Genomic DNA, 13,910 nt, shown 5'->3' with positions numbered 1-13,910 from the left:
GTATAAGGTGGTTACGGGTATTCCCAATTGTTCCGCGGCGGCCTTATTACCTATTTCATGGGACAATTTAACGGCTTCTTCTTTGAATTCTTTGTCATAAACTCGCATCTGGATATCCTCCTTGTGTTATTAGGAATTATCCCCAGTTTTACGAGTTTGTTGACTCAACTAAAATGATACTACTCCAGTCTCCTAAATCTAAAACATATTCATTACTTTTAATATAAGTACAATTAATATTATTAAATTTATATTGATTAGTTGTACCAATTTCGTCATTACGGCTAATAATAGCTATTCGTCTACGACATTTAGCATTATTAAATCCCCCCATTTGAGGAATCGAATATTCTTCAGAACATGTAAAAAAATCCTTTGAAGTAGAGATCCATGAAGTATCTATTGTTGAACCGCTTGCAACCTGTACTTTAGCATCTTTGATTGCTACATCAAAACTATAATTTTTAACAGAAGACTTACATTCAATATTTTTTCCTCCTCCATAATTGTCCAAATCCTTTTTACTTAAAGCTCTAAATAAATATTCTCCTTGCATGGGACTCTCCTTTCGTATAGAAGCAATTATAAAAATTAATTAAAATATAATAATCTAATTATAGTGGAAATTCAAAAAAAAACTGCTTTGAAAACAAAAGAACCTTGATTTTTCAAGGCTCTAACTGTTTTTCCTTTCTATCCTTACCACGCACTCCACATGTGTTGAGATGGTAAAAAGAATATAATTTAAAATAATAATTTTTTATTGGAAGCTACAATTTATTTCTCTTCCTGAATAGCAGTTACATATCCGTTATCAAAATATACATATCCCAATGAAGGATAAACCCATTGTTCGCTTGTACCATTAGCGGTAGTTGTTTTATTAATCTTCTTAGGTTTGCCCCAAGTGGAATCTAATACTTCTTGCATTGTCATTCCTATCTTGGGAGAACTATATGAAGTATTGTTATGCTTATCTGCATTATCCCTAAATATCTGTTGTTCCTGTTGGGCTTCAGTCTGTGCAATTTCAATTCTTATCTTTTTACCTTCTTCATAATAATAGTTTGCAGTATGCCCGTCTTTGTCCTTTATGTTTGGGTTAGCACCATACCTTAAAAGCACTTTACTTACAGTTGCTATTGAACTTTCTGATGGGTAGTTACTAACATACATTAACGCTGTTTTACCATCTTTATCTTGTAGATTTGGATTTGCATGATTTTTCAATAACAAATTTACTGTTCTTTCAATTTCACCTGCAACAGCCGATTCTGACATTGTTGGGTACATCAACATACCATTATTTTTTTCCCCGTCCTCTATACTCTTTTTCTTTCTTTCCTCTAACGATAAAATGGCATACATTAAAGCTGTTTTTCCTTGATTATCTTGAATATTTACATCTAAACCCTTTGCTAACAATAAACTTATTACCTTTTCCGAACCAGCTTTTTCAACTTCTTTAAACAATACGGTTTTTCCTATATTGTCAATAATATTAGGGTCTGACTTATTTAATATCTCTTCAAAAAAGGGATTATCTAATGAATACCATAAAACAGTTTTCCCATCATTGTCTTTTATGTTTGGATCTGCATCTTTACTAAAAAGACTCCGCAAGATTTCTATATTAATAAATTGAGGGTTAACATTTGCAACATAACGATTATTTGATACATATTTATTTGTTCTCATAATGTAATGCATTAATGCTGTTTTCCCCTGATTATCTTTAGCATTAATATTACTTTCCTTGTCTATCAATTTTTTTATACTATTAACATCTTCCTCTTGTATAGCCTTCATTAGAGCAGTTTGTTGGTTCCCTTTTTCCGCTTCCGAAGAACAGCCAATTAAATTAATACATAATAAAACCCCGATTAAAACCTTTAAAATGTTCAATTCAAAAGCCCTTCTTTCTAGTCATTCTTATTCCAAATATATCCGACAGAATTATAATTTGGGCAAATTTTTCATTCTACTTTTATTTCCCCGAACATACTATCAGTAACTTCAACAATAAGCACCATCAATCAATCTTCTCTAATAATGCTTTTTTCTTTTCTGAAAACTCCTCTTCTGTTAAAATTCCTTCATCTTTAAGTTTGGCAAGTTCTCTAATTTGTTCTGTAATATTTATAGTTCTGTTCTCATTGATAACCTTATTTAAAATATTATTTGTTTTAATTGTATTTACAATTTCAAATGCTTTCTCAGGTAGCAGTTCGTTGAACATACTATAATCCTTGAAGCCAAAGAACAATGAGTGCTTTTTGTTCTCGTCGTCAAAGAAGTTAATAAAAGTCTCTCTCGTATCATGAGTAACCAGTTTAGATTCTATTGGGTCTGCCTTTTTTCTACTGCCGACAACGGCACCTGCCCCACCAGCGATTACACCGCCAACTACAGCACCGCCTATCGAACTACCGCCACCGCCCCCACCAGTGATTTTATTTTCATGTATTACTTCACCCCTAGTTGCATAATACTCGATTTTGTGAACCGGAATTTTGAATAAAATAATCTTCTCAATATTACTTGGTGAATCATTGTTTGGCGAAGAAGCAGGAAAAAAACATAGATTATTATTTTCTAACCACATATAATTCTCAGTACCCAATAACTTTGCATATCCGCTCTTATAATTGACTTTTAAAGCATTTTCGGGAATAGAAATATTTGCTTTAATATCGTTATATGCTTGTATGGCTCTTTCTTTAGACTCGTTTTGTAATCTTAGCTGTTTTTCTCTCTCTTCCTTATTATTATTATTGATAACAATACCCAGGATAACTAAAACCACCGTAATAATACTCGCCGGAATCGGATAAGTCATGAATAACGACAACACAAATAATAAAAGTAACACTGTTAGACAACCCGGTATAAAACCCATTTCAAACACCTCACTTAAAAAAAAATTTACATCTTTGTACATTGTGTAAAAATAGTTGCAACAACAAAATCATAATTGCCAGTATCATCTAAATCAGTATTCAATTTATCTCCATGCATTCCTCCTTCACAGTTAGATATTTATATGGTAGCTTTCATCTAAAAACATTGAGTAAATCCTAAAAAACTTTAGGATAAAGTCATTGCCATTCTGACGATGACTTTATCCTCATATCTCAGGTTGGAAAACTCACTTTATAAAAATAAATGCAAGCGCATTAACCTTCTATTTCCTCCACCCTCATCCCACTTTTCAATACAAAAACAAAATGCGTTGGTGAGAGAACTTCTATCTTCTCAACCAACGCATTAAATATTTTATCATCAAATTCAGTTAGTAATTCCTGCTTACTTAGCACCTCAATAATCTCATTAACCCTTTGTCGATAATCTTCCCTGTTACTATTCTCCTTTTCCAACTTGGCCTTCTGTCTCCGCAGTTCCTCAAGCTCATTGGATAATTTCCAATATTCCTCTTTATAAACTCCGTCATCAATATTGTTTCGTATCTGAAACTTTATAAGTCCCTTAAGGTCGTTTTTCATAATCTCAATCTGGTTATCTAGGGCTTCCATTTCCTTGCTGGCATTTTTCCCTGTCAAGACTTTTTCAATATTCTTGGTGAGGGTTTTAATAAAATCTTCCTTATTTTCATTAATCCTGTTAAATACCCTGACAAAAGCATCCATTAAAACCTGTTCACCCACAGCCCTGGCATCACAAGCTTCTTTGCCATCTACAATGTAGGTTTTGCATTGCCATACAATTTTCTTATACTTACTTTTGCTGTTCCATGTTCTTCGCTTAAAAATGTTACCGCACTCACCGCAGATGACCTTTCCACTGAAGGCATACTTACTGGAGTATTTATGCCGATCCCCTACCAGGTTACCTTTTAATAAAGCTCTCCGTTCTTTCTCATCCTGCACCATATCAAATATTTCTTTAGATATAATAGGCTCGTGGTTTCCTTCTATTAAATATTGCTTTGCCTGTCCTTTATTATCAACCCTTTTATGGTTTAGAAAATCAACAGTTATAGTCTTTTGTAAAAGTAAATCGCCATAATATTTCTCGTTAGTTAGTATACCAGTAATTGTAGAATCCCACCATTTAGTACCGCCTGTTACAGTCTTTATTCCATCATTTGTTAATCCTTTGGCTATAGCATTATAGCTCTTACCTTCTAGGTATTCTCTGTAAATACGCCTAACCAATTTGGCCTCTTCTTCATTAATTATGAGTTCCCCGTTTTCATCCTTATCATAGCCTAAGAATCTGGTAGTATTGACTATTGTTCTGCCATTTTGAAACTGCCTTGATATTCCCCATTGAACGTTTTCGGAAATATTACGGCTTTCATCTTGGGCAAGGGAACTAAGGATAGTAAGCATTACTTCGCCTTTTGAATCAAGGCTATCTATGTTCTCCTTTTCAAAGAACACTGCAATACCTTTATCTTTTAATTTTCTTACATAATGCAAACAATCCAAAGTGTTTCTCGCAAATCTCGAAATAGATTTTGTGATTACAATATCTATTTTACCTTCCATACAATCCTTAATCATTCGGTTAAATTCATCCCTATGCTTAGTGCTAGTGCCTGAAATCCCTTCATCGGCATAAATATCGACAAAAATCCAATCAGGCTTATCCTTTATATAGGTAGTATAATAAGTTACCTGTGATTCGTAACTAGTTTCTTGATCTCTATTATCAGTACTAACCCTGCAATAGGCACAAGCCCTTTTCTTTGAGTTTTCCGGTAGCCCCTGTATAACCTCAATAGGTTTAGCCGGAATTACCGCAACTTTCTTTGAAGATTTTGCTGCCAAAATAATCCTTCCTTTCTATTCTTTTTGTGGTCACATGATATAATTGGTGTCCGCATAAATCAACTCAATCGTTGATATTCCTGGGCTTGAAAGGATTTTTGATTCTCTCTATCTATGGCAGCAAACTCTTCCTCGGTAATCAGCTTCATTTCTCTTAGGGAATTTAATATATGTAAACTCATTTGATAATTGACTAGACTATGATTAATCAAACGCAATCTTCTCCTTCCAAAATATAAAAAGAGTGGGCTTTTACACCCACTCAAAAATTTAATGAATTAAAACAAGCTCTTTAATTGTACCGAAAATTCCTTAAATACAGTCTCATCATCCGAAAGCGTTGCCCTTAGAACAATATATCTATTTAAATATGTACTGCTACTAACGGCTTTAATTGTTACACCATTTCCTGTACTTGCAGTAATCGTGGCATAGGCCGGGGAGGTACTCCCGTCTTGATTCCTTACGCTCCATACTACAGATTTATCAAAGACTTCCGTACCATTATCATAAATATGGGCAACATAGGATTGGCTCATACCAAGTTTTATCGTGGTACTTCCAGTTATCTGAACAGTATAACTGTGAGTAAGGGTTTCCATAGTGGTTATCGTAATTGACTCTGAAACCGTATCATGATATGTAAGCTTGGCAGTTATTATTGCTTGTCCAGGGGCAATCCCCATAACTTTACCCATATTATCAACGCTTACAATATTTGAATCGCTGCTGGTAAAAGTAACTATAGGATTCGAAACCGTAGTTCCATTATCTGTTACTGATAAATTTAATTGTATAATATCATTTAAAAGGACATTGGCTGTATCACCATTATTAATGGTCAATGTATAGATATGACCTATTTCATATCTCCAGCGGTCTACAATATTGTTTTCAACATCATCGGCAGTATCAATTGAATCGAGGGAACAATTAAATTTTATAAGACCTTCTTGGGATTTATCTATACCAGTAATTTTAAATGGTTGGTTTGTTGCATAGAACCTTTGGTTCAAAGCAATATTTCTTGTGTCAGAATTGTGCTGAACGGTTATGAAAATGTTTCCTCCAGCTATTGATATGTATGTACCCGTGGAAATGTCAAATACCTTACTCTCCATAATGCAATCAAACCATTTGATATTACCTGACCAGTTAAAAGCTATCCTATAGCTACATTTTCTTAGCCTAGCTCTGAAAGAGTTTTCTTCCTTATCAATCTGGCTGATGACTAAATATTTTAAATCGTTATATTCAACAATATCCCCAGTTCGGATTTGGTATTTACACCGGATAATTTTATCGTCGTAAAAGGTTAATTTATCCTGGGCATCTATGATTAAAGCACGTTGCTCAATTCCATTTATTTTTATATCTTCCCCCTTCTCAAAAAGGAAAAAGTCAATCATTACCTCTATGTCCTTCATGGCTACACCTGCCTAACCAACTCATACAGGTAAACTTCCAAGTAATCATCCCATTCTTTAATTTCCATAACCTTAAACTTTTTACTATCAATTTCCAAGTAGCTCTCCTGGGTTACTGATGCATCCCTTTCACAAAACATTCTCTTAGTAATATCAATCTGGAAGCCATCCTCAAAGGTAATGCTTTTTGAGTAAGGTTGGACATCTGCATAGGTTATATTTAAATAGGAAGAAAAATTATTATCCGAATAGACTTTGACTTCAGTATCTCTAAACATCACTGCACCCTACCTTAATTTTAGGAAGGGGTAAGGCCAGTCTAATAGAATCCGGTATTCCTTGGCTGAGTTTTACACTTCTTTCTCCTTCGGTTTTACTGGCAAGACCCTCAATATCTCTGTTTTTATATAGGTATATGGTAAAATCAGCCAGTACATCATTATATGATTCAGGCAGTTCCGCAATATTACAGTAACCAAGAGCTATGTCCCTCGCTTTCTTAATAAAGTGGGTAAGAATATTGTCTTTTGATATGTCACTGGCATCTATACCAAGTAGCATTTTTACAATTTCTAAGATGGTCAAAAATATCACCTACTCTTCTTCAATTTCTGGTTGATCTTCATTTTCCTTATCCCATGCTATTAATGCTTTGATTAACCCTTCCTTTTTCATTCCGATACCATTAAACCCCCTTTCCTTAGCCAGGTCAGTAAGCTCCTTATAACCCATATCATCATAAATCACTAGTTCCCTTTTTTCTTCATCAACGGTATAGCCATGTTCTGCAAACCATAAAACGAGGTAGGGATCATCAGTGACCCCTACCCCATTAACAAAGTTTACACTGGCAGATATACCATTGTATTGCTTATTATTGCAGTATATCTTTGCCATATTTTTTCCTCCATTAAGCTACTTTAATATTTCTAAATACTCCGGCACTCTTAGTTGCTTTAAGTGCCACAGCAGCAACCATTTCCACTTCACCGTTCTTCACAGCTCCGGCTGTAGTGAAATCAGGAAGCCATATTTTAACTAAATCTTGATTGGCAAGGGATACACCATGAAAACCATCTAATGAAAGTCTCGCTGCATAAAGGTCAGTAAGACCTGTTACTATATCTGTGCCATTTGGCTTTCTGGTATTTACAATAGAAATTACCGGATCGTTACTTGCTACTTTTGCTCCAAGGTCAACAAGAACAATACCATCATAATTGTCTACCTTTCTACCAAAAGCATCTTCACTTTGAGTTAAATATCCTGCCCTTCTAGCTACCGCTTTAATTTTAGTGATTAGTTTGGAGTTCCCACCAAGGAAAGTTGGCTTTCCATCAAGGTTAGAAAGAAACTCATCCAATAAATCTAGGAACTCTTTATAATTTGTATCTACTGCTGCCGAAGTTGACAAATCAATCAATGCATTAGCATTAAACTCTGTACTAGAACCTGTTATTGCTTTATTTAATCCATCAAAGGAATTAGCGTCAACAGCAGAATCTCCGTTAATAATTGTGTCATGGAATAATGCCCTGGCTGCTTTAACCTTTTGCTGTACTTGAAGATTTACTTCATCAATCAATCCACCTGTGCTGGCAATTACTCTGTCAATCTGGAAGGAACCACCAAAGGGTTTTAATTCTACAGTGTATCTGTCCTTGGTAACTTCTTGAGCAGTATATTCACTATTAATTGCTCTGAATGCCGCTGTTGGCTGAGTAATAAGCCGGGTATATCCATATGTAAGGGTGACACCGTTAGTTCCTGGAGTTACCGCATCATCAAATATAATATTATCCAATATGTATGAACTCTTTCTGAATTCATCAATCACCCCTGCTTGAATTGCATCCTGTGTATTTAATTTGGCTTGTTCTAATGTTACTGACATAATATCATTCTCCTCTCAAATTTATTTATTTTGGTTTGCATAGTAATCTTTTAAAGCACCATTTAAATCTTTAGGTTGTGAACTACCGCCGTTATTGGGTGGAGTATAGCCATCCCCCTTAAGCCTTTCTTCTACAGCAGCCTGTACAGAAGAACCGAATACTTCTTCAAATTTGCTGATATTAGATAAGGTTGTTTCTTCATCTCCAGCAATAAATAGGTCAACCAGCTTATTAATAGGAAGTTTCTTTTCAGAAGCTATGGTTAAAGCCTTATTTTTCAATATCTCGCGTTGTTTTTCTAGCTCCATCTTTTCAATTTTGGCATTCAGTTCTCTAAGCTGTTTTTTCTCATCAGTTTCTTCGGGATATAGCTCCTTGATTTTCTTATCAATTTCTTTTTGCAGATGGTTGTCTTGCCATGTTTTTAAGCCCTTATCTAAGTGCTTATCCTTTTCACTGTCCATCCAACGTTTGCCATCCTCATTTTCGGTTAAATACTTTTGCACACCTTCAACGCTTAATAAACCCTGAAGATATGCCTGTACCTCACCATTTCCTTTGTTTTCCTCAATATACTTTTTCAATTCTTCTAATGTCATAATAGACTTCTCCTTTCATTTGCCCTTCTGACTCTATGAACCAGAAACGCTATAAATTAAATTTGAGCAGTTTAATGTCTTACTCAGGACAGGATTATCTTCGTTCATACTTTGGGCAGATGACTTTAGTACATCTGAAAGACTGCTTGCATTGATGCTTACATCTGGCACATTTTGGATGATATTGAATTTCTCCGGCATCGGTTAGCCAAAAACCCATATTCTGTTTTATAGAATCATTAATTCTTGCCACACAAATTCCACCTCCAATCCCCTATAAAAACGGGCAAATTAATTGCATAAAAAAATGCCCCTTAGCCCTTAATTTACAAGGGAAAGAGGCATTTCTATAAATCTTTAAATTTGCCATATAAGCCGTTCAAATTCAATGGGTGGTATAATGTGACCTAACCAAATTTAGACCACTATTTCGCCCAGATTTTTTGAGTTATTTGTTTCCGAAATATCATTAATTCCAGACTTGAACTTCTGTACCTCTAATTTTGGGTTCTCCACAAATGGCAATAAGGCCAGTAATGTTTCCTGAGAACATACTTCCTTCAGCTTAACAATCACATCTGCCAAGCCTACTAAATCCGTAGGCAAATTCCTGGTAAACTTAACTGCAATATCTCGGTAATCATAAGATTTGCCTTCTCTTTTGGACAAAAAAATAAAGAGGTTTTTCAGCCTTTGTTTGATTACCTTTTCCATTAATGCTTCCCTCATAGCTACCCTATTTTCAAGGTTCAAAAGCTTATTTCTTAATGCCAATGATGAGGTATTGGATGACCAAGTCTCATTAAAATTCACTTCATCCATAAGGTCATATATTTTTCTTTCAATATTATCTAACTCATTCTTTACAAAGGAATCATTAATTTCCTTGGTAAGCCAATATACCTTGGCCTGATTGGGTACTTGGATAATACCCATACTCTTCATGTTGGCTAAATCCTGTTCTTCAAGTTTGGCATTTTCTATGACTAGATAGGCATTCCGGTGATCAGCAATTTCATTCACTAGATCTGAGTTCAAAGCATTATAGGCATCAAACAAGGATATTACATCCTGAAATCCACTTTTCCTTTCTGTATTGGCAAGACAAGTAATGATAGGTACTCTGCCAAAGATGTGATAATGCCTACCTATAAAATTAAGTTTGGATTTTCCAGTTCCTAATTCATAATGAAGGATTTCTGTATCAGTATAAACATCAAGGTACTTTCTATCATCAAACTTTTTAGTAAACTGGTGTAAGGCCAGTACCACATTCCTTTCGGCTGTTCCATCTTCCAGAACAAATGCATTCAAAGGTGTTAGGATAGTTGCCGAAAATTCTCCGTCAGAATTGATATAGTTTAATTCATAGGTTTCTCCATAAATTTCTGATTGCTTCCGCAAATTGATATTATGCTCTTTATCCCAGTGGTTCATGTTCCTGTCAATCTTATCTATGATTTCCGCATCATCTGTTTTGGAAACGTAGTTAACTGGTTTACCAAGCATATAGCCTGTTTCATTGTCCACAAACTTCCTGGGATAGTTAAATACTAGCTTCATATTACTCCGACTATCCTGCATTTGATAATTTTTGAGAATTGAATGTTTTCCTTCATAGTAGTCTTTATATTGTTTTTTTGCCAGAGAGTTTTTATCTAGCTCATTAAGGCATTCTTGTATGAGATTTTCATTTATTTCCACATTAACCATCCTTTCAATTGGCATAAAAATAACCCATACCTTAATAGGTACAGGCAAAAATTTTATTTTTGCTCTATTTAGCTTGTCTTTTATTTATCCATTCTTGTATTCTTTTTTGAGTTCTACAGTGAACTGCTCAAATAGTTGCCCTATTTCTTGTAGGTAGACACTCTCCCTCATATCTGAAAACTCTTCTCTATCAATTGTATTACAAAAAGCCTTACAAAAATTATCGTCTATTTCAAAAGGGTGGCTTGGAGTCTTTTTATTTAGTACTCTTATTATAGCATTAGGAAGATCGTTTAAATTTGAACCTCCCTTTACTATTTTATGAACATAGAACCAACTAGGTTTCGAAGTTTTATTATAGTTGTTATCTTTTCTTTTTTTCCATATTAGTAACCAATCATTTTCTTTTATGATATCCTCATTTTTAACAAGTACCCAATCTATATCATCTAGTTCAATCACATTATCTATCTCATTTGATAGCTTTTTGTTGACTTTTTCCATATTTATAGCATCATTACTAGTTACTGTATAGCCCAGAATATGGAATTTACCATGTTCATGAATACTATATCCATTAAAATGGTGTACTTTCTTCTCCACATTAGAATCTACAAAATCATTTACTATAGCTTTTCTTTGGAAAGAGTGCAACTTCTGAAGCTGATTCATCTTTAATTCATCTGAAGGATATGATTCTTTAGCATAATTTAAAATATCCTCGTAATGACCATTAACATCTTTTAAAAGCAATTTATCGTCAATTAATACTCCGGTTTCTAAAAGCGGGGAATCTTCTAAGTTTCCAAGACCATTTTTAGACAAATTAGAGCTGGCAATAATAGCAGCTTTTTTTCCTATATAAACTTTTGAGTGCAATCTATCCAAAAAGAAAATCTTATTCCAACCAATCTTTTCTACCAAATTTCCAATAGCCTCTGGATTACTTCCAAAGGTAGGGGAAACCACTATTGATTTTAAAGTTTCTGGTTGGATAAAAGAGTGGTAATCCTTACCAATATAAGCTACCGCTACTTTTGTTGGTTGTACCACTACGCTTAAGGCTTCTTGAATTTCTGTTGATCCTTTTAATATCCTCATACACTTCACATCCAATATGTAGCTTTGGATTAACACTTAATAATTTAAAACAACAAACTCCTATCATAAAACTTCAGACTCTTAACCCCTTCAACCAGTTGCACAGCCCCATACAAACTATCCGGGGCATCATCAAACTTAGCTGACTTGTTGTAATCCTTTACCTGATTATTATACCTAATATTGGAAGAATTGAATAGGATGTGTCCCTTCTTTATCTCTGGCTCAAGGGAAATAATTCTTTCGTGTTTCTGACCTTTACTTATTACCTCGTCAACAGGGGTATAAATTTTATTTGCCCAGAGCGACTCTTCAAATTTTTGCTTCATGTAACTTTGGGCTTGAGTAGTTTCAAAGCCAATTTTGCCAATGGGATATTGCTGTAATTTTTCAATGGCAACTTGAAATAAATCATCCGGTAGCAATTTAAAGATACTGCCATCAATTACATACTTCTGCTTTGTCTTTAAGTGCTTTCCTAAAACTGTTATAGCAGAATAATCATTTCTCTTTCCTGCTTTTATTGCCGGATCAATATAGAGGACAATTTCCATATCCTCAAAGTCAGGAAGCCTGTCCCAATATTGAATATCCTGAAAAATATAATCATCGGTGCTGCGTGGATCATTCTGCATTTCTTTATAGAATGATTTATCTCCCATAGCCTGTTTCTTGCACATTAAATAATAGTAATCCAGATACTCTGACCACAATATTTCTGTGCCTTCCAGCATTTCTTCTTCATGGGCATAAAAAAAGGACTTGGCAGTTTCTATCCTATCCAAGTCCTGAAGATTATTATATTTTGCTTCCCATTCACTCCAAAGGTCATCTCTCTCGGCAAAACTTATTACTGCTGATTTTTTAATACTTCTTACTCCAGGAATTTTTCCCTTCAGTAATTCAGCCATCAAATCTTCTTCGTGGAGAACGGTTCCACAGATTAATATATTGGTGTTCCTGGTTCCGATTGGAATTACAACATCGGTAAATGTATTTTTAACCTGCTCACGTTTAGAATCAGATTTAGCAGTATCATCTTTAAGTAGGTCATCTAATAATACAAGTTGTGGCCTATGTTGCTTGAAATGTATTCCTCTAAGTGAACCGTCTATTCCACGAATCATTATGCAGGCATCTAGTCCACCCCTACCCCTTATCCAAATTTCATTATTGTTCCATCTGTTTCCTTTATAGATTCCGAAGTCTTCTATTAATAATGGATTGTTTTCAAGTTCATCCTTGATCATATCCAGGAATGGTAAGGCAATTTGCTCCGTTGCCGAAATAATTAAAGTGAACTGTGATTTATTATAAAGCGTTGAATACAGCGGAAATAAAAAAGAGTTGATCGTGCTTTTGCCATGTTCCCTGGGCAAACCAAAAGCCTCAATCAACCCTTTGTTATCTAACATATATTTTAGTTCCTGAAATAGCTCTTTGTGAAACTTCCCAAACTTACGGTCAAAGTATTTAGGGAAGTAACATAGGGCAAAAAATTCTATATCCATCTCCCCAAGTAGCCTGCGAAGCTCTGAAAAAGAAAATTCCCCTACAAGTTCTTCTATCTTGTTCGGGGAGAAATATTTGTTCATGTATTCTATTAGCAGGAGGTTTTGGCGATGGTGGTCTGGTTGTTGTGATTGTTGCATAAAAACTCCTTTAATTTAAATTTACCTTGGCAGACTCCAAGAATATTTTTTTATCCCACTCTTTACGCTCCAAACTTGTGCATGTCTTGGATACCACCCATTACCATGATTTTTTTCTACATAATAAAGGTTCTTGTCTTTGATAATATTTATAACCTGCTTTATCCTGTTTTTATATTGCCTTGTCAGGCCAAATGTGTTACTCCCCCAAGCAACGATAACATCATCTACCTCTTGCACCAGATTTTTCATGATATTATCGTTGTCAATTCCAACAGCTATGTCTTCTTGACCGTCCTTTAAAAGTTCTGCAATTTTGTTAGAATCTGTAGAGTAATAAGAATATAAATTCATTATATTTACTTCTGAGTAACCTTCATTATTACAAAATGTTAAAACACGATCAATCGTAAGGTCAGAAATATGCTCATTTGCTTTACTCGGGTTTTTCATTATCACTAAAACTTTTTGATCTCCAGTATTTTTCAAAGGTATTTTAAGAAGGTATCTAAAGCCATTTTCTATTTCTTTATCTCCCTTAAAGATAATCTCATTCCTTTTCACAAAACCTTTGTAGTGAAATATTTGTTCCATATTTAACCACCTCTATTCTACTATATAATTTCAGGTCAAAAATTACCACAAAAATTTTCGCACCATTTGCTGTCAGGCCATTTTCCACAAATAGAAGCACCCCTCCCCTTGGGAAAAGGTGCCTTAAAAAAGAGTG

General features: G+C 34.5%; 15 protein-coding genes. All 15 read right to left on the bottom strand.

The window, feature by feature from the left end; all coding sequences use genetic code 11:
- Nucleotides 1-148: 148 nt before the first annotated feature.
- Nucleotides 149-556, bottom strand: coding sequence for a hypothetical protein (locus AC1U9Z_RS01050; protein WP_479955330.1), 408 nt, complete (start codon nucleotides 554-556; stop codon nucleotides 149-151).
- Nucleotides 557-777: 221 nt separating this feature from the next.
- The gene (locus AC1U9Z_RS01045; protein ID WP_479955328.1) at nucleotides 778-1,905 is read right to left on the bottom strand and encodes an ankyrin repeat domain-containing protein; all 1,128 of its coding nucleotides are present in this window, start codon (nucleotides 1,903-1,905) and stop codon (nucleotides 778-780) included.
- A gap of 127 nt (nucleotides 1,906-2,032) precedes the next feature.
- Nucleotides 2,033-2,899, bottom strand: a complete 867-nt coding sequence (locus tag AC1U9Z_RS01040; RefSeq protein ID WP_479955326.1) for an SHOCT domain-containing protein — start codon at nucleotides 2,897-2,899, stop codon at nucleotides 2,033-2,035.
- Nucleotides 2,900-3,176: 277 nt separating this feature from the next.
- On the bottom strand, nucleotides 3,177-4,793 hold the full coding sequence (locus tag AC1U9Z_RS01035) for a recombinase family protein (RefSeq protein WP_479955324.1): 1,617 nt from the start codon (nucleotides 4,791-4,793) through the stop codon (nucleotides 3,177-3,179).
- A 59-nt stretch (nucleotides 4,794-4,852) separates the two neighbouring features.
- Nucleotides 4,853-5,005: an SHOCT domain-containing protein gene (locus AC1U9Z_RS01030; protein ID WP_479955322.1), complete on the bottom strand. Its 153-nt coding sequence runs from the start codon at nucleotides 5,003-5,005 to the stop codon at nucleotides 4,853-4,855.
- Nucleotides 5,006-5,071: 66 nt separating this feature from the next.
- A complete protein-coding gene (locus AC1U9Z_RS01025) occupies nucleotides 5,072-6,220 on the bottom strand; it encodes an Ig-like domain-containing protein (RefSeq protein ID WP_479955320.1) in 1,149 nt (382 codons plus the stop codon).
- Between the two features lie 2 nt (nucleotides 6,221-6,222).
- Nucleotides 6,223-6,498 (bottom strand): hypothetical protein, encoded by a 276-nt coding sequence (locus AC1U9Z_RS01020; protein ID WP_479955318.1) that lies wholly within the window; start codon nucleotides 6,496-6,498, stop codon nucleotides 6,223-6,225.
- Nucleotides 6,491-6,805 (bottom strand): phage head-tail connector protein, encoded by a 315-nt coding sequence (locus AC1U9Z_RS01015; protein WP_479955316.1) that lies wholly within the window; start codon nucleotides 6,803-6,805, stop codon nucleotides 6,491-6,493. The genes AC1U9Z_RS01020 and AC1U9Z_RS01015 overlap by 8 nt, the downstream gene beginning before the upstream one ends.
- A 9-nt stretch (nucleotides 6,806-6,814) precedes the next feature.
- Complete coding sequence (locus AC1U9Z_RS01010; RefSeq protein WP_479955314.1) at nucleotides 6,815-7,117, bottom strand: hypothetical protein; 303 nt, start codon at nucleotides 7,115-7,117, stop codon at nucleotides 6,815-6,817.
- A gap of 13 nt (nucleotides 7,118-7,130) precedes the next feature.
- Nucleotides 7,131-8,114: a major capsid protein gene (locus AC1U9Z_RS01005; protein ID WP_479955312.1), complete on the bottom strand. Its 984-nt coding sequence runs from the start codon at nucleotides 8,112-8,114 to the stop codon at nucleotides 7,131-7,133.
- Nucleotides 8,115-8,135: 21 nt separating this feature from the next.
- The gene (locus tag AC1U9Z_RS01000; RefSeq protein WP_479955310.1) at nucleotides 8,136-8,714 is read right to left on the bottom strand and encodes a DUF4355 domain-containing protein; all 579 of its coding nucleotides are present in this window, start codon (nucleotides 8,712-8,714) and stop codon (nucleotides 8,136-8,138) included.
- A gap of 417 nt (nucleotides 8,715-9,131) precedes the next feature.
- Nucleotides 9,132-10,442 (bottom strand): phage portal protein, encoded by a 1,311-nt coding sequence (locus AC1U9Z_RS00995; RefSeq protein WP_479955308.1) that lies wholly within the window; start codon nucleotides 10,440-10,442, stop codon nucleotides 9,132-9,134.
- Nucleotides 10,443-10,511: 69 nt separating this feature from the next.
- The gene (locus AC1U9Z_RS00990) at nucleotides 10,512-11,528 is read right to left on the bottom strand and encodes a phospholipase D-like domain-containing protein (RefSeq protein ID WP_479955306.1); all 1,017 of its coding nucleotides are present in this window, start codon (nucleotides 11,526-11,528) and stop codon (nucleotides 10,512-10,514) included.
- Nucleotides 11,529-11,572: 44 nt separating this feature from the next.
- Nucleotides 11,573-13,180, bottom strand: coding sequence for a phage terminase large subunit (gene terL, locus AC1U9Z_RS00985; RefSeq protein WP_479955304.1), 1,608 nt, complete (start codon nucleotides 13,178-13,180; stop codon nucleotides 11,573-11,575).
- Between the two features lie 21 nt (nucleotides 13,181-13,201).
- Nucleotides 13,202-13,774, bottom strand: coding sequence for a DUF1643 domain-containing protein (locus tag AC1U9Z_RS00980; RefSeq protein WP_479955302.1), 573 nt, complete (start codon nucleotides 13,772-13,774; stop codon nucleotides 13,202-13,204).
- Between the last annotated feature and the right edge of the window lie 136 nt (nucleotides 13,775-13,910).

The sequence above is a fragment of the Desulfotomaculum sp. genome (assembly GCF_982386235.1).
This window is presented reverse-complemented; position numbering and strand designations above follow the sequence as displayed.

Bases quoted from the DNA above. Each gene is read 5' to 3' on its own strand.
- AC1U9Z_RS01050 (WP_479955330.1), bottom strand. From the start codon at position 556: ATGCAAGGAGAATATTTATTTAGAGCTTTAAGTAAAAAGGATTTGGAC.
- AC1U9Z_RS01040 (WP_479955326.1), bottom strand. From the start codon at position 2,899: ATGGGTTTTATACCGGGTTGTCTAACAGTGTTACTTTTATTATTTGTG.
- AC1U9Z_RS01025 (WP_479955320.1), bottom strand. From the start codon at position 6,220: ATGAAGGACATAGAGGTAATGATTGACTTTTTCCTTTTTGAGAAGGGG.
- AC1U9Z_RS01020 (WP_479955318.1), bottom strand. From the start codon at position 6,498: ATGTTTAGAGATACTGAAGTCAAAGTCTATTCGGATAATAATTTTTCT.
- AC1U9Z_RS01010 (WP_479955314.1), bottom strand. From the start codon at position 7,117: ATGGCAAAGATATACTGCAATAATAAGCAATACAATGGTATATCTGCC.
- AC1U9Z_RS01005 (WP_479955312.1), bottom strand. From the start codon at position 8,114: ATGTCAGTAACATTAGAACAAGCCAAATTAAATACACAGGATGCAATT.
- AC1U9Z_RS01000 (WP_479955310.1), bottom strand. From the start codon at position 8,714: ATGACATTAGAAGAATTGAAAAAGTATATTGAGGAAAACAAAGGAAAT.
- AC1U9Z_RS00995 (WP_479955308.1), bottom strand. From the start codon at position 10,442: ATGCCAATTGAAAGGATGGTTAATGTGGAAATAAATGAAAATCTCATA.
- AC1U9Z_RS00990 (WP_479955306.1), bottom strand. From the start codon at position 11,528: ATGAGGATATTAAAAGGATCAACAGAAATTCAAGAAGCCTTAAGCGTA.
- terL (WP_479955304.1), bottom strand. From the start codon at position 13,180: ATGCAACAATCACAACAACCAGACCACCATCGCCAAAACCTCCTGCTA.
- AC1U9Z_RS00980 (WP_479955302.1), bottom strand. From the start codon at position 13,774: ATGGAACAAATATTTCACTACAAAGGTTTTGTGAAAAGGAATGAGATT.